General features: G+C 31.2%; 19 protein-coding genes and 1 other RNA gene. 17 read left to right on the forward strand and 3 right to left on the reverse strand.

Annotated features, from left to right (window positions below):
- Positions 1-254 precede the first annotated feature (254 nt).
- The 5 genes from KTC92_RS15615 to KTC92_RS15635 all read left to right on the forward strand — a co-directional run bounded on the left by KTC92_RS15615 (position 255) and on the right by KTC92_RS15635 (position 7,730).
- A complete protein-coding gene (locus KTC92_RS15615) occupies positions 255-2,183 on the forward strand; it encodes an OPT family oligopeptide transporter (RefSeq protein WP_216302656.1) in 1,929 nt (642 codons plus the stop codon).
- A gap of 103 nt (positions 2,184-2,286) precedes the next feature.
- Positions 2,287-2,640 (forward strand): PqqD family protein, encoded by a 354-nt coding sequence (locus KTC92_RS15620; protein ID WP_216302657.1) that lies wholly within the window; start codon positions 2,287-2,289, stop codon positions 2,638-2,640.
- Between the two features lie 135 nt (positions 2,641-2,775).
- Positions 2,776-4,167 (forward strand): dipeptidase PepV, encoded by a 1,392-nt coding sequence (pepV, locus tag KTC92_RS15625; RefSeq protein ID WP_220286143.1) that lies wholly within the window; start codon positions 2,776-2,778, stop codon positions 4,165-4,167.
- A gap of 236 nt (positions 4,168-4,403) precedes the next feature.
- Complete coding sequence (locus tag KTC92_RS15630) at positions 4,404-5,492, forward strand: dipeptide epimerase (RefSeq protein ID WP_220286142.1); 1,089 nt, start codon at positions 4,404-4,406, stop codon at positions 5,490-5,492.
- 75 nt (positions 5,493-5,567) lie between these two features.
- Positions 5,568-7,730, forward strand: a complete 2,163-nt coding sequence (locus tag KTC92_RS15635) for a UvrD-helicase domain-containing protein (protein WP_220286206.1) — start codon at positions 5,568-5,570, stop codon at positions 7,728-7,730.
- 55 nt (positions 7,731-7,785) lie between these two features.
- On the opposite strand, the gene KTC92_RS15640 is transcribed toward KTC92_RS15635, so the two are convergent.
- The gene (locus KTC92_RS15640) at positions 7,786-8,151 is read right to left on the reverse strand and encodes a DUF4363 family protein (RefSeq protein WP_216303916.1); all 366 of its coding nucleotides are present in this window, start codon (positions 8,149-8,151) and stop codon (positions 7,786-7,788) included.
- A gap of 20 nt (positions 8,152-8,171) precedes the next feature.
- Positions 8,172-8,876: a DUF421 domain-containing protein gene (locus KTC92_RS15645; protein ID WP_216303917.1), complete on the reverse strand. Its 705-nt coding sequence runs from the start codon at positions 8,874-8,876 to the stop codon at positions 8,172-8,174.
- A gap of 341 nt (positions 8,877-9,217) precedes the next feature.
- Here KTC92_RS15645 and KTC92_RS15650 point away from each other — a divergent pair, with 341 nt between their 5' ends.
- The 7 genes from KTC92_RS15650 (at position 9,218) to KTC92_RS15680 (ending at position 18,257) form a co-directional block, all read left to right on the forward strand.
- Positions 9,218-11,068 carry a PAS domain-containing sensor histidine kinase gene (locus tag KTC92_RS15650; RefSeq protein ID WP_216303918.1) on the forward strand — a complete coding sequence of 617 codons (1,851 nt, stop codon included), beginning with the start codon at positions 9,218-9,220 and terminating at the stop codon, positions 11,066-11,068.
- An 83-nt stretch (positions 11,069-11,151) separates the two neighbouring features.
- Positions 11,152-12,939, forward strand: coding sequence for a sigma 54-interacting transcriptional regulator (locus KTC92_RS15655; protein ID WP_220286141.1), 1,788 nt, complete (start codon positions 11,152-11,154; stop codon positions 12,937-12,939).
- A gap of 233 nt (positions 12,940-13,172) precedes the next feature.
- Positions 13,173-14,528 (forward strand): serine dehydratase subunit alpha family protein, encoded by a 1,356-nt coding sequence (locus KTC92_RS15660; protein ID WP_216303920.1) that lies wholly within the window; start codon positions 13,173-13,175, stop codon positions 14,526-14,528.
- Between the two features lie 106 nt (positions 14,529-14,634).
- Positions 14,635-14,823, forward strand: a non-coding RNA gene (gene ssrS / locus KTC92_RS15665) — 6S RNA.
- A 126-nt stretch (positions 14,824-14,949) separates the two neighbouring features.
- The gene (locus tag KTC92_RS15670; protein WP_216303921.1) at positions 14,950-15,753 is read left to right on the forward strand and encodes a hypothetical protein; all 804 of its coding nucleotides are present in this window, start codon (positions 14,950-14,952) and stop codon (positions 15,751-15,753) included.
- A gap of 12 nt (positions 15,754-15,765) precedes the next feature.
- Entirely contained in the window at positions 15,766-16,884 is a 1,119-nt protein-coding gene (locus KTC92_RS15675) for an ATP-binding protein (RefSeq protein WP_216303922.1), read from the forward strand.
- 8 nt (positions 16,885-16,892) lie between these two features.
- Positions 16,893-18,257: a VWA-like domain-containing protein gene (locus KTC92_RS15680; RefSeq protein ID WP_216303923.1), complete on the forward strand. Its 1,365-nt coding sequence runs from the start codon at positions 16,893-16,895 to the stop codon at positions 18,255-18,257.
- 90 nt (positions 18,258-18,347) lie between these two features.
- On the opposite strand, the gene KTC92_RS15685 is transcribed toward KTC92_RS15680, so the two are convergent.
- Positions 18,348-20,072: an alpha-glycosidase gene (locus KTC92_RS15685; RefSeq protein ID WP_216303924.1), complete on the reverse strand. Its 1,725-nt coding sequence runs from the start codon at positions 20,070-20,072 to the stop codon at positions 18,348-18,350.
- 480 nt (positions 20,073-20,552) lie between these two features.
- Between KTC92_RS15685 and KTC92_RS15690 the strand changes: the two genes are divergently transcribed.
- The 5 genes from KTC92_RS15690 to KTC92_RS15710 all read left to right on the forward strand — a co-directional run bounded on the left by KTC92_RS15690 (position 20,553) and on the right by KTC92_RS15710 (position 25,944).
- Positions 20,553-21,821 (forward strand): maltose ABC transporter substrate-binding protein, encoded by a 1,269-nt coding sequence (locus KTC92_RS15690; RefSeq protein ID WP_220286140.1) that lies wholly within the window; start codon positions 20,553-20,555, stop codon positions 21,819-21,821.
- Between the two features lie 84 nt (positions 21,822-21,905).
- Entirely contained in the window at positions 21,906-23,192 is a 1,287-nt protein-coding gene (locus tag KTC92_RS15695) for a carbohydrate ABC transporter permease (RefSeq protein WP_216303926.1), read from the forward strand.
- Positions 23,192-24,052 carry a sugar ABC transporter permease gene (locus KTC92_RS15700; RefSeq protein WP_220286139.1) on the forward strand — a complete coding sequence of 287 codons (861 nt, stop codon included), beginning with the start codon at positions 23,192-23,194 and terminating at the stop codon, positions 24,050-24,052. Before KTC92_RS15695 ends, KTC92_RS15700 begins: the two co-directional genes overlap by 1 nt.
- 143 nt (positions 24,053-24,195) lie before the next feature.
- Entirely contained in the window at positions 24,196-25,194 is a 999-nt protein-coding gene (locus KTC92_RS15705) for a LacI family DNA-binding transcriptional regulator (RefSeq protein ID WP_220286138.1), read from the forward strand.
- Positions 25,195-25,272: 78 nt separating this feature from the next.
- The gene (locus KTC92_RS15710; RefSeq protein ID WP_220286137.1) at positions 25,273-25,944 is read left to right on the forward strand and encodes an AraC family transcriptional regulator; all 672 of its coding nucleotides are present in this window, start codon (positions 25,273-25,275) and stop codon (positions 25,942-25,944) included.
- Positions 25,945-25,956 lie beyond the last annotated feature (12 nt).

Raw genomic sequence — 25,956 nt, forward strand, 5'->3', positions numbered from 1 at the left:
TTAAATCAACATTAACTAAATATTTGAAAATGAATAAAAAAAATTGTACGGTTTCAAAAGCCATATTAAGAATAAAATTATAGTGATATATTAAGCTAAAACGAGCATTTTGTAGGGATTTAACTGAAAAATTATTAAAATGAGAAAATTTGGTTAAATACGATAAATTTTCATATTAGTTATTATTACAACATATGGTATTATGAATTATATTAATAGATGATTAACATATATAATCAAGAGGGGGATATATCATGGCGGAATCAAAAAAACTGTCTCATACAGCTTACGGTGGTATTAAAGGTGAGGATTACTTACCGTTTATACCAGCGAGTCAGGCAATGCCAGAACTTACGGCAATATCCATAATAATGGGTATGGTATTTGCAATGATATTTGCGGCTGCAAACACTTATTTAGGACTTAAAGTAGGTATGACAATTTCAGCAGGTATTCCAGGAGCAATTTTGGCTACAGGAATACTTAAAGGTTTATTTAAAAGAAATAACATATTAGAGGCTAATATGGTATCTTCAATTGCTGCTATGGGAGAATCATTAGCAGGTGGAATTATATTTATACTTCCAGCAATTATACTTTGGGGTATGGAATTAAAACTCTCTACTATAATTGTTGTAACATTACTTGGAGGACTTTTAGGAGTGCTATTTGTTACACCTCTACGACGCTTCTTAATAGTAGAAGAACATGGTACCCTTATATATCCAGAAAGTATGGCAGCTGCTGAAGTTCTTGTAACTGGTAGTGAAGGGGGTTCAGGATTTAAGGCAGTATTGACAGGACTTATAGGAGGAGCAGTTTTCAAATTATTCTCTGGTGGATTTAAATTCTGGGTCGAAGAAGCTGAATGGACTATCAAACCAGTGCAATCAACATTATTTGGTGTTGATACGTTAGCATCTCTTATGGGTGTCGGTTATATAGTTGGAGTCCAAGCATCACTTTATATGTTTGGAGGTTCTTTAATAGCATGGTTTGGACTTATGCCATTAATAATGTATGTTGGGCATGGTTTGCAAGCACCATTATTCCCATCAGTAAAACTTATTAGTGAAATGGGAGCATGGGATATTTGGAAAAATTATATAAGATATATAGGCGCTGGTGCGGTTGCAGCAGGTGGATTTATAAGTCTTGGAAAATCAGCTCCAACAATCATCAAATCTTTTAAATCAGCTATGTCTGGTATTGGAGCAGGTGGGGCAAATACCCAAAAAAGATCAGATATTGAGGCACCAATAACTTGGGTTGTAGGCGCAGCAGTATTAGTATTCTTACTTTCATGGTTGTTACCAATAATTAATGTGGGTATAGTTGGTGGAATACTTGCAGTTGTATTCTCATTCTTCTTTGCAGTTGTATCAGCTAGAATGGTTGGTTTAATTGGATGTTCAAATAATCCAGCTTCAGGAATGACTATAGCTACATTGTTATTTGTAACATCAATATTAAAGCTTACAGGTAACGTTGGTGATAAAGGAATGATTGCAGCTGTTATTGTAGGTGGTATAGTTTGTGTTGCTATCTGTGTTTCTGGTGGTACTGCACAAAGCTTAAAAACAACTTACGTTATTGGTGGAACACCAAAGAGTGTTCAGATTGGTATGTATTTAGGAATAGTTGCAGCAGCAGCAGTTGCTGGCGGAGTATTATTAATGCTTAATAGCACATACGGTATAGGTAGTAAGGACGTTGCTGCACCTCAAGCAACATTAATGTCAATGGTTATCAAAGGTGTAATGACTGGTGAACTTCCATGGGCTCTAGTATTTGTTGGAGTTACAATTGCGATATTCTGTGAAATGGCAGGAATTCCAATACTTCCAGTTGCACTTGGAATATATTTACCAATACATTTAAACTCAGCTATTCTTTGTGGTGGTATTATTAGAATATTAGTTGAAAAGAAATTCAAGAAAGACGAAGAAAAACAAAAGGTACAAGTGGAAAAAGGTATACTTCTTGCATCAGGACTTGTTGCAGGAGATGCTTTAATGGGTATAGTTGTAGCAGGAGTTGCAACAGCGAAGCTTGACATAGGATTTGGAGCGAAGTTATTCCCAGCTTTATCCGCAAGCCCCGAATTCGCTGCAATAATGTTCTTGGGATTAGGATTATGGATCTACATGTTTGCTACAAAAGTGGACAAAACTACTGTTTAATGTTAAAATTAGACATGGTAAACAAAATTTAACTTAAAGAAAAATAAAGAAAAAATATAGTTAAGAGCCACTATGGCTCTTAACTTCTTTGTAGGAGAAATATATGTTTAATAAAAAAAACAAAGAAAAATCACAAGAAAATTTTATGATTTACAGGCCATTAAGAAAGATTGAACAATGGTCTGTAAGTGATAAAAAAGTAAAACTATTTTTTAACCATAATAAGCCAGTGGAAAAATTTGTGAGATGGCTCATAAAAAAATCAAAAGTTAATGATATAGAGCTCGATGAAATGGGTTCTATGGTTTGGCAACTTTGTGATGGCACTAAAACAGTTTATGATATAGCTTTAGCTCTGGCTCAAAAATTTGATGATACTGAGCAGAATGCTATTAATAGGTTAATTATGTTTCTGAGGTATTTATCTCAAAAAGGATGGATTACCTTTGAAAAATAATAATAAATAATATGATATCTTAACTAAGCTACGAATGTAGATAAAGCTACGAATGTAGATAAAGCTACGAATGTAGACAAAGCTACGAATGTAGATAAAGCTACGTACGTAGACTATAAGTGGGGGGGAACGAATATGGAATTAAATAAATTAATTGACGTTATGAAAGAGGATATTGTTAAGTCTACTCAAGAAATAATAAGAATTAAGAGTGTAGAAGGTGAAGCTAAGCCAGGAATGCCTTTTGGCGATGGAGTAGCTAAATCACTAGAATGTGCTTTAAACACTGCAAAGAATTTAGGCTTTCATACAGTTAACTTAGATGGTTATGTTGGATATGCAGAATATGGACAAGGTGAAGATTATGTTGTAGCATTAGGTCACTTAGATGTAGTTCCTGAAGGTGAAGGATGGATTCATCCACCCTATGCTGCAGAAATTCATGATGGAAAAATGTACGGACGTGGAACTACAGATGATAAAGGACCAATAATGGCAACACTTTATGGATTAAAAGCTATTAAAGATGCGAAATTGCCTATATCTAAAAGAATTAGAGTTCTATTTGGAACTAATGAAGAAACCGGAAGCAAGGAACTTGAATATTACTTAGAAAAAGAAAAAGCACCAGTTGCTGGATTTACTCCAGATGCAGAGTATCCAATAATCAATGGAGAAAAAGGTATAACTATTTTTAACATTGTAAAAGATTTTAAGATCAAGAATAAGGGTGAAAACTTTATAAAATATATTAAGGGTGGTCAAGTATCTAACATAGTACCTGATTATTGTGAGGCAGGAATCGTGGCTACTAACGCACGAAGCATTGTTAAAGCGTTGGAGATTTTTATAAAAGATAATAATTACAAGCTTTCTGCAGTAGTTAATAAAGATATGGTAATAATTAAATCTATAGGCGAAGCAGCTCATGGAAGTTTACCGGAACTTGGTAAAAATGCTATAATGCAATTATTTGCTTTCGTTGGAACATTAGACCTTGGATCGAATGATGCGTCAGAATTTGTAGGGTTTTTAAATGAAAACATAGGTATGGAAACACACGGAGAGTCTTTTGGTGTTTGCCTTGAAGATGAGAATTCAGGTAAGTTATCATTTAATGTTGGAGTTGTAGATATGAATGAAAATTCAGCTACAATGACTTTAAATTTAAGATATCCTGTAACAAAGAAATTAGAGGATATGATGACTCCATTTAATAGTAAAATTGATGGAACTGGAATAAGGGTAGAAAAGTTTGAACATCAAGAACCATTATATTTTTCACCAAATAGTCCAATTATTAAGGCACTTCAAAAGGTTTATGCTGAGCAGACTGGAAAAGAAGCTAAATTGCTATCCATAGGTGGAGGCACTTATGCTAAAGAAATGCCTAATACTGTAGCCTTTGGACCAATGTTCCCAGGGGAACCAGATACTATTCATAAAAAAAATGAATATATCACAATAGACAATTTAATTACGAATGCTAAGATATATGCTCATGCACTATATGAACTTGCAAAGTAAATAAAAATAGAATAACCTTAAGGTCTATATCTTATTTTATAAGATATAGACCTTAGTTTTTTTAGGGTTAAATTTTATAAAAATAATTAGTAAAGAATTTTATAAAAGTAATAGAATTAAAGTAGATATAGAGGTATAATGAAATATTGTACTGTTAACAATTTACTTCTTATTGTATAAATAGGTTAAGTAAGTTAAATACTATTAAAATATTAAACTTTTAGTGGGGGATAATTATGAAAATACAAGATATTAGGATAGGTAAAATTAATACTCCTTTGAGACAACCATATAAAGTAGGGAAGAGACTTCTTAATTTTTCTGATGAAATAGTTATAAAAATGGTTACAGATACAGGAGAAATAGGATATGGTAGTGCAGCCCCAACACCTTTAATAACTGGGGAAACCCAGAGTTCAATTATTGGAGCAATAGAGTATATTAAACCTGAAATTATAGGTTTAGATATTGATAATATTGAAGAAATTATGAAAGTAATTCATGGTTCTATGCACGGAAATAATAGTGCTAAGGCAGCTATTGATGTTGCTATATATGATTTACTTTGCAAAAAATATGGAGTGCCACTTTACAAATTTTTAGGTGGATATAAAACTTCATTATCTACAGATATTACAATAGCAAATGATACAGTGGAACAAATGGTGACAAAATCAGTAGAAGCTGTAATGAATGGTTATACATATTTAAAAGTGAAAATTGGAAATGATATGGCTCGTGATATAGAGAGAGTAAAAGCAGTAAGAAAAGCGGTAAGGCGTGGAATAAAAATAAGAGTAGATGCTAACCAAGGGTGGAGCCCAAAGGAAGCTGTAAGTACTATTAGAAAGTTCGAAGACATGGGGTTAGATATTGAGTTTGTTGAGCAACCAGTTAATGCTTGGGATATAGATGGACTAAAATATGTAACAGATAATGTGGAAACAAAAATTCTTGCAGATGAAGCAGTTTTTGGTCCATCAGATGCCTTTAAGATCATTGAAAAAAGAGCGGCAGACCTCATAAGCATAAAGCTTATGAAATGCGGTGGTATAAATAATGCAATAAAGATGTATAATATGGCAGAAAATATGGGTATAAGATGTATGATGGGATGTATGCTAGAAAGTAGAATAGGCATTACAGCAGCAACGAGTTTTGCAGCGTCAAAATCCAATATGATTAAAGCTGATCTAGATACTATGTTGCTATTTGAACATGATTCAATAGTTGGTGGTGCATGTATTACAGGGAATACGATAACTATTAATGATTCTCCAGGTCTCGGCATTATAGATATAATTGGATGGAATGAAATTTTTTAAATATACGAGTGCGAATTATACGAAAAAATAAAATCGTTAAATGGGGTGGTAGTTTTGAATAATAATAAATATGATATGGATGCTAGTTTAATAGAAGTTGAATTAAAGAAACAATTAGAATTTAATGTAGAAGAAGAAAAATTAAATGGCATTATTAAAATCATTAGTGAAGAAATTCTAAAATATATTCAAAAGAGAAAAGAAATTACAAAATATATTTTAGAATATAGGAAAAAAGTGATTGAAGATTATAGAGATGATGAAGATATGGTAATAGAATATTTTGATCATGAGGTATATGTAAAGGAGGAAGCATTTAAAACTATTGATAGAAGAGTAATGGAGTTAACTGAGCTTAAGAGCTCTCCTTATTTTGGAAGAGTTGATTTTTCTGAAGAAGACTATGGTATTAATAAAATGTATGTAGGAAGGTTTGGAGTTACTCCAGAAAATACTTATGAACCTTTAGTAGTAGACTGGAGAGCCCCCGTTGCATCTTTATTTTACACCGGGGCTTTAGGGGAAGCTTTTTATGATGCTCCTAAGGAAAAGATACTAGTAAACATTTTAGCTAAGAGGCAATTTATTATTAAAAAAGAAAAGCTTAAAGGCATGTTCGACTCAGCGCTAGATGTAAAAGATGAGATACTTCAAATGGTGCTTAGTAGCAATGCGTCAGAAAAGCTCAAAGATATAATAATGACAATACAAAAGGAACAGGATGATTTAATAAGGCAACCAAGAACCAAAACTATTGTAGTGGATGGCGTTGCTGGTAGTGGAAAAACTACTATTGCTCTTCATAGGGTAGCATATTTGCTTTATAATTATAGAAAAATACTCCAAGACAAGGTTCTAATATTAGGGCCAAATAATGTATTTATGGAATATATATCTTTAGTGCTACCAAGCCTTGGAGAATCGGGAGTTAAGCAAACAACATTTAGAGACTTTGCCTTTGACATTTTAGGGCCTATGGAAGTAATGAGCCTAAAAGAGTATATGGAGAAAGTGCTTAGTGGAGAAAAAGAATTTGCTAGAGATATTATGTATAAAAATTCTACAGAGTATAAAAACTTTCTTGACACCTCAGTAGAAAAATTAGATAACGAATACTTTAAAATAGAAGATTTATTATTTATGAATGAGATAGTATTATCTAAAAAGGAAATAATGGAAATGTTTTATAATCACTATAAAACTATGCCTTTATTCAGAAGAAGTAAGAAAATTAAAAGAATTATTTATTCTAAGATTAGAGACGCTAGAGATGAAAAAGTTAGATTTATACAAAAAGAATATGAAAAAAGTGTGGTAGAGTTACCTGAGGAAGAAAAGGATTTTAAAATAAATGATTTAGATTTTAATAGAAGACTCAAAATTAGAGAAGTAATTAAAGAGATATTAGCAGTGAAAAGAAACCTTACTTGGATTGAAAATGGAAACTGTGTTGATTTATACAACAAAATAAATGGACATAAAGCATTAACAGAAAATGATTTAGGTGGTATCTTATATTTTAAAATTAAGCTAGAAGGGATCAAGATTTCTGAGGAAATAAAGCATGTAGTAATAGATGAAGCTCAGGATTATAATGAACTTCAATTCATGGTAATAAAGGAATTAACAAAGTGTTCTTCTTTAACGATAGTTGGAGATAGCAATCAGAGACTGATTCCATATGACGGGAAGCTACCTATGCATGATATAAAGAATATACTTCCAGGGTGTAATACTCAGGAGTTTAGACTAAGTACCAGCTATAGATCTACAGTGGAAATTATGGAGTACGCTAATAAATATTTGCATGCAGATCCTATTGTTCCTGTAGTACGAAATGGTGAAGTGGTAAAAGAGAAATTAATTTCTGATAAGGATGAACTTAAAAGTTTTATGACCCAAAAAATTTCTGAGTTCAAAAGTAAGACTTATGAAAATATTGCGATTATCTGTAAAGATATAAGTGAAACAGAAAAAATCTTTGATTTAATTAACAAGGATGCTAATGTTAAGATTATAAATAAAGAAAACGCAGTGTATCATAGCGGGATTGTTGTAATCCCATCATATTTTGCTAAGGGACTTGAGTTTGATGCAGTTATCATGATATTAGATGAGCCTTGTGGACTTAAAACAGAAGGTTTGCAGGGGGAATATAAGCAAGAGGATAAACTTAGGTATGTAATGGCAACTAGAGCATTACACGAACTTCATGTGGTTTTGAAAAGTTCATTCTAAATTTCAAAAAGAAAAAATAATAAACTAACAAAAATAATACCTAGGTCACTAGGTATTATTTTGTTAGTTCATCCCAATTTTCAATAATTTGATTTAATTCAATCAAGGTACTAGCTTTATCCTCACTGGCTATCGAACCGCGAAGACTGGCGATGTTTAAACTTATATTATATAGTTCATCTCGTTCAACGCTAAATTGAATGCGAGGTATGATTTTTTTCCAGGCAGTATCAATTCTGACGATATCTTGCTCAAGCATATCCCACTTTTCAGATTTTGCATGTTCTATAGATAGCTCTACAAAAGAAACTACGTCTTCTGAAGGAGTGCGAGGCTTTTTCAAATAATTACCTCCTAACATTATTAGTACGAAAATTGTTAAAGTAACTATTGGTATAGCATATGATATAAATTTTTTCATAGTTTAAGCCCCTTTATCTGCTATTTATTATTTTCTTCTATATCATCTTTATAAAGATCTATATGTAAACCAGTTGTTGCGTTATAGATAGCTAAAAATACTTCGGAAGCATCATTAATACCTTTCTTTTTTAGTTTAGTCATTAGCCATTTTTCATTTCTATTAATTTTATCTAAGTTATCTTGCAAAATAGATCCATCGTAAATTATTTCAAAATCAATACTAGCAGGGGTAGTTTTAACTTTTAAATCATTTGCTGTAACAGTATCACATTGAGTTTTTTTTAAGATAGACAATTGTCCATCTTTTTCGAGTATTGCATAAGCTACGTCGCTTAAGTCAAAAACACCTTTATCTCTTAACTGTGATAAAAGGTCACCTATGGTGTAGCGAAATTTTTTCATGGATTTCTCAAGTACTTTTCCGTTTATAATAACAATGGTAGGTTCACCATCTAAGTATTTTTCAGCAGTCTTTGAGCTAACAGTTATTAATTGAAGAATAAAGCATAAAACAGCCCAAGTAAGCAAGCCTACCCAATGAGGCCATGCCCTACTAGTTAAATCTGTAGTTAGAGTGGAGGCAGTGGAGCCTATAGTTATGCCTACAACATAATCAAAAAAAGTTAGTTGACTAATCTGCTGCTTTCCAAGAACACGAGTAAATATTAATAAGGTGAAAAATCCGATGATTCCTCTCGCTAGTACTATTAGACCTTCATTCATTAATACCATCTCCTTTCAATGATAGTATATCCATATTTTATATTTATATTTATATGTATTTTATTGAAATTTATATTTAGATTAGAGGAGGTTTGTGGTATTTTGCATTCTATGTAGAAAATTGACATAATTTAAAACATGAAAATTGATGCTAAAATGATTGGAGAAAGATATAATAATATTAGAAATAAAGTGAATTTAGGCGATATATGTATTAAAATGTAAAAGCTGAAGAATCAAAATGCTTTAGGGGAAAATAAGAACTTAAAAAGGTTATAAGGATCAGTGATGATCCTTATATTGCTGTTAAATATAAATGCTTTAATTGGATGTGAAAAAACATGAGTAATATTGACGGAGGCAGAAAAAAAGAAATAAATGATATTATATCTATTGTTAAATTAATTTCCTTATTATTTTGTGGAATTGTAATATACAATGAACTTCTTATATCAAATAATGAGATTCTTCAAAACTCAAGTGGGTATATTAATATAATTCCAACGGCACTACTATCAGTAAGTAGTATATGTATTTATTGGTTATGGTCATTTTTTTCTATAAGAAGATTTAAATGTAAATATGTAAAGTTAATACAAATTATTGAGAACTTAGTTTTTATTATGATTTTTTCAATTACAATTATTTTATCGAATAATTGTACTAGTCAATATAAATTATTGTTCCTATTTATAATTGTTACTTCCACATTAGAATTAGGTATGAAAAATGGTGTTACTACGGCTGTTATTTCATCAGGGATAATACTAGTTATAGATTTGATTTATGCACCGTATACTAGTGTTAATTTATATTTTCAAAATGATTTAATTATGGCAGCAGTATTTATTTTAACTGCATGGCCATTAGGTCATTACGTAGAAATTGAAAAAGAAAATTCATACAGAAAAAATTTACAACTTCAAGCACTTAATGATGAATTAAAGGACACGGATAATCAACGTATATATATAGAAAAAATATTATTGAAAAATGAAGATTGCCATAGCTTACTTATTGAAAATTCAAGAGAAGCTATATTTGTTCATAGAAATGATAAAGTGATTTTTGTTAATGAAAGTGCTATAAAATTAGTGGGCTTAAATACCCAAGATGAATTAATTGGGAGACTTATCTTAGACTTTATGGATATAGATGAGAGTGAAAATATTAAAGAGAAGTTTGATGAAATATACAATAAGCAAAGCACACTTGTAAATTTTGAAGGAAAAATATTTAAGCAGGATGGTAAAGTTGCTAATGTGCAAAATACCTCTACTTATTTTACATATGCAGGACAACCCGTGATATTAAGTATAATACGTGATATTACTCCTGAAAAGCAGGTTGAAAAACTGCAATTGGACATAGAAAAAAATCTTCAATTATTAAATGAAACTATTAAATTGAATAAATTGATTACAGAGGTATTTACAAATATCTCTCATGAATTAAAGACTCCCTTAAATGTTATATATTCGGCTATTCAGGTATTGAGTATATATAACAATACAGAAGAATTTTGGGAGAAAAAAGATGAATATCTAGTTGTAATGAAACAAAATTGTTTCAGGCTTATGAGGTTAATTAATAATTTTTTAGACATTACGAAAGTAGATTCAGGGTTACTTAAACCAAACATGGTAGAGGTTAACATCGTAAGCGTGATTGAAAATATAGCTTTATCTGCTGCGTCCTACGTGGAAAGTAAGCAAATTCAACTTACTTTTGATACAGATGTAGAAGAAAAGATAATGACCTTTGATCCGGATAAAATAGAGAAGATTATGCTTAATGTACTATCTAACTCCATTAAATATACTGATTGTGGTGGTAAAATTTTAGTGGCATTGACTGATAAGGAAGATAGTATTCTCATTTCTGTAAAGGATACAGGTATAGGTATACCAGAGGACAAGTTAAAATTTGTATTTGAGAGATTTGCACAAATAGATAAAACATTAAAACGTCCTTGTGAAGGGGCAGGTATAGGATTGTCCCTTGTAAGATCTTTTGTAAAAATGCATGAAGGAAGCATTGAAATAAAAAGTGAGATTAACATAGGAAGTGAGGCTATAATTAAACTTCCAACAAAAACATTAACAAAGCATTATGTAGATGATGAATTTCAGTATAAAACTAGTACAGAAAGAATTAATATAGAATTTTCTGATATATATTCAGATGTTTAACGACATTTCAGCGACCCAGGAGATGATTTAACTATGGTATAATAAATTCAGATTTATGTAAAAAAATTAAAAGGATGATAAGTATGGATTTGATAAAAATAGTTTCAAATGTTCAGAAGATTTCTGAGGCGATATCAAGTGTCATAGGAGTAGATGTGACGGTTGTAGATAATAATTATAATAGAATAGCAGGGACGGGAAGGTATAGAAATTGTATCGGAGAAAAAGTAAATGAAAAATCTGTTTTTGGATTTGCGCTGACGCAGGGAGAAAGCTTCGTTATTGAAAATCCTAGAAAACATTTTGCATGCTTAAAGTGTGATAATGCTTACAGTTGCAAGGAGTTTGCCGAGGTTTGTTGCCCAATTCATGTTGGTAATGATACTATTGGAGTTATTGGGCTTATTGCTTTTGAAGAAGAACAAAGGGATGCTATTATAAATAATCAAGTAAACCTAATGAACTTTTTAAATAGAATGGCGGATTTAATATCCTCAAAGCTATTAGAACAGGAAAATACAGAGAAAATAAAGCTTTTGGCAGGGGAACTTGAGATAGTTCTTGACGCTGTAGATAAAGGAATTATAGCAGCGGACCACGCAGGAAATATTCTTCATTATAACACCAAAGCATTAGAGCTATTTAGACTTCATGGAAACCAAATTTTAAATACAAATATAAAAAATCTTATTGGTGACTTAGATTTCAATAAACTTATCGAAAAACATAAGAATTTAAAGAATAAAGACTTTACTTATAATGGTAGTAGTCATCATTTCAGAGGAGTACTTGATGCGAAGCCTATTAGTATCGGTGATAAAAACTTTGGTATAGTATGCTCTTTTAGTAATATATCCGATTTATTAAAAACAGTAAATAATATTACCACAGGGACTATGGTTACGTCTTTTGACAGCATTATAGGTAGTAGTTACTGCTTAGAACAAGTTAAATTAGAGGCGGAAAAAGCAGCGAAATCTACTTCTACAGTACTTATTCAGGGAGAAAGTGGAACTGGAAAAGAGCTATTTGCACGGGCTGTTCATTTTTATAGTAATAGAGCGAAAGGGCCGTTTATTACAATAAATTGCGCGGCTATTCCAGAACAACTGCTAGAAAGTGAGTTTTTTGGGTATGAAGATGGGTCTTTTACAGGAGCGCGAAGGGGTGGCAAGGCAGGGAAATTTGAATTAGCAAATAAGGGAACAATATTTTTGGATGAAATTGGAGACATGGCTATTCATCTTCAAACTAAACTTTTAAGGGTAGTACAGGAATACGTTATCGAAAAAATTGGTGGAAAAGAATCCATTCCTATAGATGTAAGAATAATTGCGGCTACCAATAAAGATTTAGAAAAAAAAGTATTAGAAGGAGAGTTCAGGCAAGATTTATTTTATAGATTAAATGTAATTCCACTTAATATACCTCCTTTAAGAGATAGAAAAGATGATATAATAGTTCTTGTGGATTATCTTTTAGACAAATGTAATTCTAAGCTAGAAAAGCATATAAATAAAATAGATGATGATTCTTTAGAAATTTTTATGAATTATAAGTGGCCTGGCAATGTACGTGAACTTGAAAATACCATAGAATATGCTGTAAATATGTGCAGTGGTAGTGTTATAAAATGTATGGATCTGCCGAAGAGGTTGAAAGGTTGCGAGAGCACTTTAAAGTCGAATAAGAATGTAGAGATTATACCTATTAAGGAATTAGAAAAAAAAGAAATTGAAAAAGCTCTAGAGTATTTTGGACATAGTAAACAGTCAATTACAAAGGCTGCTGAGGCTTTAGAATTAAGTAGAGCAACTTTATATAGAAAAATAAAAGAATATGGGATCAAATCATCTTTTTCAAAGCTGTAAATCATTAATCAGTATCAAAATGAGAATTAATTCTCATTTTGATACTGATTTTTTTATCATTTTGAGAAAAAACACCACTGAAAGGTTTATTCTCAGTATAATTTTGTTGGCATGAGTATTGCTATTATATGTATAAGGCATATTTAAAAAAATGTTAATAAAAGCTACATAAGTTTTTAATGTATTTAATTTTATAGGTATGTCTTAGAATAATTCGTTGAGGGAGTGTTTTCATGAAATTAAGAAATCTTATAGTTCAAACACTTAAGGAAGAAGTTGTCCCTGCCATGGGATGTACTGAGCCAGTAGCTGTTGCTCTTGCATGTGCAAAGGCTAAAGAACTAATAACTTTTAATAATATAGTAAGTGCAGAAGTTTTTGTTAGTCCTAACATATATAAAAATGGATTGTCAGTTGGTATACCAAATACGCAGGAGGTTGGGCTTTCGATTGCAGCTTCACTGGGTTTTATTGGTGGAGAAAGTAAAAAGGATTTAAGGGTACTTGAAGGAATTAACAAAATGCAAGTTCAACTTGCAAAAGAGTTTTTATATAGTGGGAAATTAAGACTAGACATTAAAGATACTGGAGATAAAGTCTATGTAGAAGTAAATCTTGTAACAGATAAAGGTAATTGTAGTGTAATTATAAGCGGAAAACATAATAGATTTATTTATATTGAAAGATTAGGCGAAGTTCTAATAGATCTAACAAATGAGGATGAGAGTAGCAATAAGGGAAAGAATATTTTATATAATTTGAAAATAAGAGACATTATAAAAGAAATTGAGAAAATTCCTCATGAGGATATCGCTTTTATGTTAGAAGGAATAGTGATGAATGAAAATATAGCCAAGGTAGGACTTAAAAAGAAAATGGGCATGGGAGTTGGGTTTAGTCTTAAGAAAAGCATAGAGAAAGGGATTCTGTCAGAAGACTTAATGACCTCTTCAATGATGCTCACAGCAGCAGCTAGTGATGCGAGAATGTCAGGGATGAATTTATCTGTTATGAGTAGTAGTGGAAGCGGAAACAATGGGCTTACGGCAATTTTGCCATTGGTTGCATATAAAAATAAATTTAATGTAAGTGATGATAGATTGGCTAAGGCAGTGGCAATAAGTCATATTACGAACAGCTATATAAAACATTATATAGGGAGATTATCAGCACTGTGTGCTTGTGGTGTTGCAGCTGGAACCGGGGCTGGCGTTGCTATAGCATGGTTAATGGGTGCTGGTTATGACCAAATAGATGGGGTTATAAAAAATACCATTGCAAACACCAGTGGGATGATATGTGATGGGGCAAAGGAAGGCTGTGCATTAAAGCTTTCAACTTCTGCATCAGTCGCTGTACAATCAGCAATTTTGGCTATAAATAATTCTATTATACCTGCAAGAAATGGGATTGTTGCAGAAACCGCAGAAGACACAATTAAAAATTTGGCAGTTTTATCCATAGACGGTATGAGTACAGCAGATGCTGTTATATTAAAGACCATGAAAAAAATGCAAAGAGAATATACTTCTGCAGAAGCAGATAAAAACTCAAAAGTGTATTTAAAAAAACAAGGCATTATTGCATAAAAAAAATTTTTAAAGAAATTATAAATTACTATTGAATTTTATTTATAATCTGATATAATAAATTTAATAAGAAATACTTAAACGTATTCATTGATTTTATAAGTTTGTATTTCTGAGGTATTCGTGAAGCTCTTATTTTCAACCTACAGTATTAATACGGGAGTTCGAGATCTAGGTGTGGATTTGGCCTATAAGACCAATATTTTAAGTGGCAAGGACTATTAAACATCTCTGAGGACACCCACCTATCGAAAAGATAGGTGTAAAAATTGGGGCAACGGTATTTTGGAATATAAAATATAAAATTTTAGATCGTTTATGAAAGAGATAGAAATATCTCTTTTTTTTATTTCCAAGAAATAATAAATTCATTTTTCATGTTATAATTAATTTAAATTAATAAGTATCGAGGTGCAATTTTATGATAGAAAATAAAGTCATTGCGATGATAGAGAGTAATCCAATTGTTATAAGAAATATTGAAAATCCTAGTGATCAAATGAAGATAATGGCTATAAAGAAAGATGGGGTAATGCTACGTTATATAAGAAACCCTACAAAAGAAATGAAGGAGCTAGCAATAAGAAGTAATCCACGGTCAATTGAGTTTGTAGAAAATCCAAGTTATGATATGAAAAAATATGTTGTGTCAAAGCTGTGGAATACTTTGGAATTTATTGAAAATCCCTGCGAAGAATTGATAAAAATAGGCATTGATCAAAAAGGCTATGCAATAAAATATGCAAAAGAACCAAGCAATTTATTGCAAAAACTAGCTATAGAAAAAGATTATGACTCTATAAAATATATAGACAACCCAAATGAGGAAATACAAATTTTGGCTATAAAAATAAATTATAATGCGTTAAGGTATATAAAAAATGCAACCTTAAATGCAGAAATTTTGGCTGTTTGCGAAAATGAAGCTGCAATAAAGTTCATTTCAAACATAGATGAAAATAAAAAAATATCATTTTTAAAGCACAATGCCTTGGTAATGAAATATTTCATTAATGACCTACCAATGGATGCTACGGAGCTGGCTTTCAAAGATGTATTATCTAAAGAAACTATATCAGAAAAATACGTGAGAGATTTTATAAACTGTGATAGTATAAATGAAAAATATGGAAATATATCTATGGATAAAATAATTTTTATTTATAAATATGGTAGTAAAGTCTGCAAAAAAATAGCAGTTGATGAAAAACTGAATATGATGTAAGAAGGGTGAATGATGAATTTTAAAGATACAATGCAAAGTGTAGATCTTGTTATACAAACGGATGAAGTACCTTTAGTTATAGGTGAAAGTGGTATAGGAAAAACTGCCTTAGCGAAGACACTTTCAAAAATTAAAGGCTGGAGCCTAGTTATTATAGATGGAAACCTTTTGAAAGAAGGAGAAATAGGTGGTCTTCCAACAGTTGAGGATTATAGCTTTAAAGATGATAGAGGAAAGACTGTTAGTAAGAAAAATACTGTTTACGCGGTTCACACAAAGCTACAAGAAATAGATAATTTGATATCTAGCGGTAAAGAGGTGTTTTTATTTATTGATGAAATAAATCGTTGTGAACATACGGTGCAGCAGGAGCTTATGAATCTTATACTAAATAGGGAGATAAATGGGTACAAGCTAAATGAAAAAGTTAAAATATTAGCTGCAATGAATCCTTCTAGTAAATACGGGGAAGATTTTGATTATCAAGTAGTTGATATGGATGCAGCGCAAGAAAATAGATTTGTTTTGCTACAAATGGAATGTGATTCATTAGCTTGGATTTCATGGGCTATTGAGAATAAAATAGAGCAAAAGGTTATAGAATTTATATCTACTTTCCCAGAATATTTACTTAATAACCAAAAGGATGAGCAAATAAGAGCAACCCCTAGAAGTTATGAACGGGTTTCTAAAAGCTATAGGATTTACAAGGAAAATAAAGAGACAATCCATAAAAGAATATTTTTAAATATATTAAAAGGGAATTTAGGCAATAGAATAGCTCATGAGTTTATGGCATTTTCACAGGAAGATAATAAACCTCTAATTTCTTATGAGGAGGTATTTAATGGCATGCAATTACAACAAGATGTAATTGCAAAGGTGAAAGAGGAAAGTCATACTAGATTATATTTGATTGCAAATAATATCTTATGTATCTTAGATAAGAAAGAAAATTTAAATAGTGATATACAAAGACTTGTAGAATTCCTAGAGATTTACCCTGTGGACCTAGGGGTAGGAATTATGCAGGATATTAAAGAAAGTCATAATAGTGTTTATAAATTATGTTTGGAAAATGAGGATTTCGTTGAAATGTATTTTAAGGCCTACAATGAAATAAAAGGCTAGGTGAAATTATGGTGAAAAACTTTGAAAGTCTTAAAAATGAGCTTTATGATGAAATTTCTAATGTGAAAAGCATTGAAGAAATGCCAAAGGATTTTGTGGAAAACTTTTTGAAGCTTGTGCAAAAGGTTAATTTTATGCTCATAGAAGATAACGAAAACTTTTATGGGTATTTTCTGCTTCAAATGTCTAGGGAGATAAAATATGACATAACCTCGCCCACGGCTGTAAACTTTAAATTATCTAGGTACGTTATTTATTTTAATCCCTATATCTTTTTAAATCTTACACCGAGGCAGATGATGGGCTCTATTAAACACGAGATTTATCACATATTATCCTCCCATTTGAATCGTGCAAGGAGTCTTAAAACAAAATATAGTACCCTTTCTATTAATATGGCAATGGATATAGTAGTGAACCAGTATATAGATTATTTGCCGCCCTATGCCACGACAATAGACAGTATAAATTTTAAGTATAGTTTAAAGATGCAACATTATATGACTATGGAGTATTATGCGCATACAATTCAAGAAGCCTTAAATCTATTAGAACAAGAAGATGAGAGAGAAAAAGATGACTCTAAGGATAAGCACATAGAAAAAGAATTTAATGCATCTAAAACTCATGATTTATGGGAAGAATCTATAGAGACAGATGAGGAGACCCTTAAAGATTTTACGCGAAAATTTGCGAAACTTGCAGAAAAGGGCAAGGTTCCTCTTTATTTAGAGGGAATTCTCAAAGGATTAAAAGCGAGTAAAGGTGAAATTCCTTGGAATTTATATCTGAAAAAAATAATGGGAACCTTAGAAAGTGATAAAAAAAAGACTGTGTCAAGAAGGAACAGACGTCAACCTAATAGATTAGATTTAAGGGGAGAACTAAGAGGACATACAGCTAAAATTACCTTGGCTATAGATATAAGCGGTAGCATAAGTGATGAGGAGTTTCATGGAGCAATAAAGGAAGTTTTTAATATTGTAAAAACTTATAAGCATGAAATAACCTTGATTGAATGTGATTCGCAAATAAGGCAAGTATACAAGGCTAAGTCTATTAGTAGTATAAGAAAGCGTTGTAGTTCGCGCGGTGGTACAAAATTTACACCGGTAGTTAAGTATGTAAATAATACGGATACCAATATACTAATATATTTTACAGATGGAAAGGGTGAAGAAAAACTGGATGTAATGCCAAAAGGGTATAAAATTTTGTGGGTTATATCAGGACGCACCGATAAACTTTCATTAAAGGAGCCTCTTGGAATTGTGAAAAAACTAAAACCTGTAGAGATAAAAGAGGATACTTCGGAGAGGTTAGATGTAATGGTTGATGGTTTTTCTATGAATCATCATGAACCAATATATTAGGAGCTTCTTTCTTATATTATGCTATAACGAAAAGTATATATTAAAAAAGGGGCACGCCTTTTATCAACGACTGCCCCGCTTTCTTATTTCCTATAACTTTAATATTTTGAATTCCATAGGGTCTAATATTAATCCATTGTTTAATTTTGTTTCCTGTGATGTGAAAATATCTATAGCGGTGTTATCTAAAGATAGCTTAACATTATACTCTTCATCACTATTGTTAATAGCAATTAATAGAGAGTCACCTTCATAACTTCTTTCAAAAACTAATACATTGTCCTTGCAATAGAGTTTTTTGTAGCCACCATAAATTAAAGCACTATTATTTTTCCTAAGAGATATCATAGTCTTGTAGTGGTTAAATAATTCTATATTTTGTTTTTCTACATCCCAAATCATACATTTTCTGCACTGAGGATCCTCACCACCATTAAGACCTATTTCATCTCCATAATAAATATATGGAACTCCTTGGTAGCAAAATTGGAAGGCGATTGCAAGCTTCATTCTGTCTACATTATCCTCACATTCAGTTAAAAATCTCTTAGTATCATGACTACCCATTAGATTCCAGAGTTGCCTTGTGATGCTACTCATATAAAGAGTTCTATTAGAAGATAATATATTGTCAAATTCTTCTGCAGCTATGCTTCTATTAGCGAAAAAATCAACTAAAGCAGATTTAAAAGGATAGTTCATTATACTGTCCAGTTGATCTCCTTTTAAGAAGGAGTTTGCTTCATGCATTATTTCACCAACAATAACCGCATCTTTATTAGCTGCTTTAACTACTTTACTAAAAGCTCTCCAAAAATCATGGTCAACTTCATCGCAAACATCCAGTCTCCAACCATCAATTCCTATTTCTTTTACCCAATATTCTCCCACCTTTAATAAATACTCTCTTACTTCACTATTATGAGTATTTAATTTCGGCATTGTGCTTACGTCATCAGCAAAAGTATAGTAGTTCACAGTATCAGTACTAACTGGGTAACTGTCGATAAAATACCAGTCCTTATACTTTGAAGCTTCTTGTTTGTCTAGTAAATCCTCAAAGGCAAAGAAGTCACTTCCTGAATGATTGAATACAGCATCAAAAATAATTTTCATTCCTTTTTCATGACATTTTTTTATTAACTCTTTTGCTGTGTCTAAGGTCCCAAACTGAGGGTCTATGCCATAATAATCTGCTGTATTATATTTGTGGTTTGAAGTGGATTTAAATATTGGAGTTAAGTAAACTAAATTAACGCCTAATTCCTCTAGATAGTCTAACTTATCAATCACTCCCTTAATAGTTCCACCAAACATAGATTCAGTGTTTACTACACTGCCCCATTTGGAAGTATTCTCTTGGTCGTTACTTTTATCTCCATTATAAAAACGATCCGGAAAAATTTGATATACAACTGATTCTTGTAACCAAGGAGCTTCTTCATACAAATCGCCCTCTGCCAAATAGGCAAATTGAAAAGCTGTGATTTCTTTTAGATCTGTTGTCTTATCTCTAAAGCCTCTTTCATCAAAACATATTATATTATTATCCCAATCAATTAGCTCAAAGTAATATCTATATCTGTTTCTCTCAACGGATACTTCTGTTTCAAAATAATCAAATAAGTCAGCTTGAGCTGTAATTTTCATTTCTTTAACATCATATGGATCATCCCAGTTATATCTATCTTTATAATATAAATTGCACTTTTTAACATCATCTTTTGCTGTTCTTAAACGCAGCACTAGAGTGTTTAAATCTCTGCCATAGGCATAGGGTGTTTCAGTAATATGATATATTGCATGCTTATTCATTTTAATCTACCTCACTTTTATGTTTATTCTAGGCATATGAAAAAAGTAAATAGTGGAAGTTGTCATGGATATTTCCTGTATGCCCTAGTATATTTATGGGTGCAATTATATCATAAGCATTTATTGATGATTGTATATACTTAATAAAATATGTATATACACTATGTTAATTTATTTGTATTTATTGAATTGTAATATAAAATTGTGCATTTGCGTATACGTTTGTACAAAATTTCCTTAGAATATTGTTGTAATAAAGTAAAGCAGTATTGTTATTGAGAGAATCTAAACTAGAGATTATAAGGGCTCAAAGTGATTTTGAAATTGATTTCATAATAATATTACATAGTATTTTACTATAGTTAATTAAACAAAATTCAGTAAAAAGATTATTTGACAGTTCTGAAAATTCGGTTTACAATAAAAATATGCAAACGCTTGCAGAGATGTTATAAAAATACTATTTTGGGGGGATTAAATATGAAAAGGAAAGTATTAAGTCTATTATTAGCTTTATCATGCACTGTATCGTTAGCAGCATGTGGTACTAAAAAAGTAGCAGTAGAAGCAACAGCAGCTAAAGAAGGAGTTGCAACTGAAGTGAAACCTGAATCAGGAGCTAAACTAGTAGTTTGGACGGCTAAAGGCGTTGAAACAGATTATATGAAGCTTATTGGTACTGAGTTTGAAAAGAAATACGGAGTAAAAGTTACATATGAAGAAGTTGGAGCTATTGATACTAAAGCCAAAATGGCTACAGATGGACCAGCTGGAGTAGGGGCGGATGTATTTGATGCACCACATGATCACACTGGAGAACTTGTATCATCAGGTTTAGTTTTAGAAAATAACCTATTTGCAGAAAGAGTTAAGAAGGACTATTTAAAATCAGCCTTAGATGCAGTATCATATGAGGGTAAAGTTTACGGATATCCAACAGCAGTAGATACTTACGGATTATTTTACAATAAAGATGTATTCAAAACAGCACCAAAAACTTATGAAGAGATAATTGCAAAAGCCAAAACATTTAATGATGCAAAAACAAACAAATATGCATTTATGTGGGATATCGGAAATGCTTACTTCTCTCATAGTTTTATAGCAGGAAGCGGCGGTTATATTTTTAAAAATGGAACTGATAAAACAGACGTAGGTATTGATTCAGCTGGAGCAATTGACGGAGCAAAATCTTTAATGGATTTGAAAAAAGTTTTACCAATCAATGCAGCAGATTCAACTAATGCAATTGTGGAAGGTTTATTTGATGAAGGAAAAATAGGAGCTATGATAGATGGACCATGGGCAGTATCAGGTAGAGAAAAGGCTGGTGTTAATTTTGGGGTAGCACCATTACCTAAATTAACTAATGGAAAGCAACAATCAAGTTTATCAGGAATAAGAACATTATTTGTTAGTTCTTATTCAAAATATCCAATAGCAGCTCAAATGTTCGCTAGTTTAGCAACATCTGATGAAATGTTATTAAAAAGATATGAATTGACTAAACAAATACCACCAGTAACAAAACTAATGGGAAACGCTAAAATTAAAGATGATCCAATGGTTGCACCATTTTTAGAGCAAATAAAATATTCTGTACCAATGCCATCAAATCCTCAAATAGGACTTGTTTGGACTCCATACGGAGCAGCATTTTCATCAATGTGGAACGATGGAGTTGCTCCCGAAAAAGCACTTAAAACTGCAGCTAAAACTATAAGAGACGCAATAGCTGCTCAAAAATAATTAGTTGTAAATAGAAGTTAGTCATTTGCTATATAGCAAATGACTAATTTAAAATAAAATTCTATCTGATTTAGGAGGTATGAAATGAAAAAATCAAAAAAAGCAACTCTTTTCTCTGTGCTCTTTATGGGTCTAGGACAAATATATAACAAAGAAATATTCAAAGGAATTATTCTTGCAATTATAGAAATAGTAGCATTATTTAATATAAGATATTTTTCAACATCAATAAAGGGACTAATTTCACTAGGAGATTCTGGTGTGAAATTTGTGAATGGGAAAGCAACAGGAGATCATTCTATTTTCTTAATGATTGAAGGTCTTATAGCTGTTATAATTTTATTTCTTGTAATTTCAGTATACATACTTAATATCTATGATGCAAAACGAGGAGGCGAAAGTATAGAAAAAGGTAATAAACCACTAAATACAAAAGAATTCTTAAGTTATGTGTGGGAAAAATATTTTCCTCATATCATGATAACACCTGGATTCTTGTTTACTGTATTTTTTATTATGCTTCCTATTATGTTCACCGTAGTAGTTGCCTTTACTAACTATTCAAGTCCTAATCATTTGCCACCAAGGAACTTAGTTGACTGGGTTGGACTTGATAACTTTAAACAATTAGTAAATTTAAAAATGTGGAATAATACTTTTCTAAAAGTAGGAGTTTGGACACTTATATTTGCTGTAGTAAGCACTACTTGTAACTTTTTTGTTGGTTTATTCTTAGCACTAATAACTAATGCTAAGGGAATAAGATTCAAAAAGTTTTTTAGAACAATTTTTCTTTTGCCTTATGCTATACCAGCATTTATATCCTTACTTATAATGAGATTAGCATTTAGTGGACCAGGTCCAGTAAATAATATGCTAGCTTCCTTTGGAATGGGAAAAATACCTTTTTTTACAGATCCCACTATTGCGAAAATAATGATTTTAATAATAACGGTTTGGTTAGGATCACCTTATTTTATGGCACTTATGTCAGGAATACTTACTAATATAGACAAGTCTTTATATGAAGCTTCTGAAATTGATGGTGCAACCAAGTGGCAACAATTTTATAAAATAACTTTGCCACTAGTGCTTTTTCAAACAATGCCACTATTAACAATGAGTTTTGCTTATAATTTTAATAACTTTGGAATGATTTATTTGTTAACAGACGGTAATCCAGTTAATGGAAGTTTACAATATGCAGGAGATACTGATATCTTAATTTCATGGATCTATAAGATGACAAAGGATCAGAATCAATACCATATGGCATCTGTAATTACCATTATATTATTTATTTTTGTTGCAAGTATTTCAGCATATAGCTTTAGTAAAACCAAAGCCTTCAAAGAGGAGGACATGATGTAATGAATAAAAAAATAGTAAAAAATAAAAAGGTAAATTTATCCGATGTAATTCAAAAAATAATTATATATGCTATATTGGTGCTATTATGTATAGTAATATTGACACCGGTAATTTGGATTGTTTTATCCTCATTCAATAGTGGTACAAGCTTATTTAGTTCATCTATAATTCCTAAAAATCCAACATTAATCCACTATAAAGAGTTGTTTACACAAACTGATTTTCCGAAATGGTATATGAATACATTTAAAATTGCTATAATTAATATGGTTTTGTCAGTTATACTAACAACACTTTCTGCTTATGCATTTTCTAGATTTAAATTTAAGGGTAGAAAACAAGGGCTTATGACAATGATGATTTTACAAATGTTCCCCGGTTTCTTAGCTATGACTGCTGTATTTATTCTAATAAGTAAGTTAGGATTATTAAATAGTCATTGGGGTTTAATTCTTGTGTATGCAGGTGGACAAATACCATATAATACATGGTTATGTAAAGGCTTTTTCGATGGTATTCCAAGAAGCTTAGATGAAGCTGCAAAAATAGATGGGGCTTCAAATATGACTATTTTCGTAAAGGTAATATTACCTTTGGCAAGGCCTATAATTACATTAGTTGCACTTACAAACTTTATGGGACCTTGGTTTGATTTTATATTTCCTCAAATAATATTAAAAAGCAGTGAGAAGAAAACACTTGCGATGGGATTATTTGAATGGGTTCAAAAACAACAAAACACCCAATTTACAATGTTCGCTGCAGGTGCAATTTTAGTTGCTATTCCAATTACATTGCTGTTTGTATATTTACAAAAGCACATTGTAGAAGGACTAGCATCTGGTGCTACTAAAGGTTAGTTTTATAATTAGACATCATCTAGAATAACATACTAATTAGTTATTTTAGATGATGTCTAAAACTTTAACGACATTTCAGAAATCAAGTTTTATTATAATATAACTCGTATAAATATTTTTAGAAAGTAGGAAGTGAAGTTTTCATGTCGATAACTATAAGGGAAGTAGCAAAGCTAGCAAATGTATCACCCTCAACAGTTTCAAGAGTTATTGCGGATAATTCTACAATTAGTGATGCAACAAAGAAAAAAGTTTATAAAGTAATGAAAGAAATCAATTATCACCCTAATGCAATAGCTAGGAGCTTAGTTAGTAAAACAACCAAAACTATAGGACTTATTTTACCTAGCACTGATGAAGATTTATTTTCTAATCCATTTTTCATTCAAATTATGAGGGGAATAAGCCATTATGCTCAAAAAAAGGGATATTATATTATGTATGCTTACAGTAGTAATGAGGATCAAGAAGTAAAGTATATAACAAGTTTAATAAATAGTGGAAGAGTTGACGGAATTATTTTGCCATTTGTAAAAAAGGATGACAAATGCATCACTTATTTAAAAAAGGTAGATTATCCTTTCGTAGTAATAGGAAAACCAGAAGATACAGAAGGACTTTTATGGGTTGATAATGATAACTTTCACGCCATGTATAGTGTTGTTAATTATCTTATACAAAAGGGTGAGAGAAAAATTGCATTTATAGGAGGACCGGCTACACTTAATGTAACTATAAATAGGTTAGAAGGTTACAAGAAATCCATGGAAAACATTGGGATGAAAATAGATGAAAATATGGTACAAGTAGCAGAGTTTACAGAAAGTAGTGGTTATGATGCTATGAAAAGAATTTTAGAAAAATCCAGCCCTACAGCTGTTGTCACCACTGACGATTTAATTGCCTTTGGTGCATCAAAAGCAATAAGCGAAATGTCCAAAACCCATATTTCAATAGTTGGGTTTAATAACACACCATTAACTGCATACAGAGAGCCTACACTTTCTTCAGTTGATATTAATTCTGAAGAATTAGGTTATTTTGCAGTTAAGCTATTAATAAATAAATTGGAAGATGAGAAAGAATATATAACCAATTATATTATTGATACAAAATTAGTTGAGAGAGAGTCAACTAAATAACTCAAGGTGGTAAATCTCCTTCGGAAGTCTTTAATATTGCAGCACCGCAGGTGATTATTAAAATAAAGAGGTGAAAATATGCTGGAGACCTTTGAATCAGATATTTATATTTTTAATAATGATATATCATTTTTCATCGAATCAAAAAATATACCAAAAGTATTAAGCACCCTAAAAGAAAAACATCTACAGGAAAAAGAAAATGGACAGTCCGCTCGCAATAAAAAAAATGATTTAATTATTTGGAATGCTATATACACAAAGGAAATTATAAAAAATGGCGTATCAAAAAGTGCGCTGCATCCTCTATATAATAATTTCTATGATAAAGTCCAAGGTATTACTGATTTAATTGAGTTACAAGCTTTAGAAATAAGCATGGTCACAGCATATTTTAATATTTTAATAAATGATATTGAAGTCACTGATAATTTTATGATTAATAAAATGCTTCAATACATACATATTAATATTGAAAATCACTCTTCGCTTGATAAGTTAGCTAGAGATTTAAACATTTCAGTGGGTTATGCAAGCGATTGCTTTAAAAAGAAGATGGGTATTTCAGTAATGAAATATGTGCAAGAAATAAAAATAGACAGGGCAAAAAATCTACTGCTCAGTACAGATGAAAGCATTTTATATATTGGGATTTTATTGGGGTTTTATGACCAAAGCCATTTCAGTAGAACTTTCAAAGTTATAGTGGGGGTTTCTCCAACCGTGTATAGAAATAGCAATTACGCATAAGTCTTAAAACTA

This window comes from Clostridium sp. CM027 (genome assembly GCF_024730565.1).
Taxonomy (GTDB): Bacteria; Bacillota; Clostridia; order Clostridiales; family Clostridiaceae; genus Clostridium_AD; species Clostridium_AD estertheticum_B.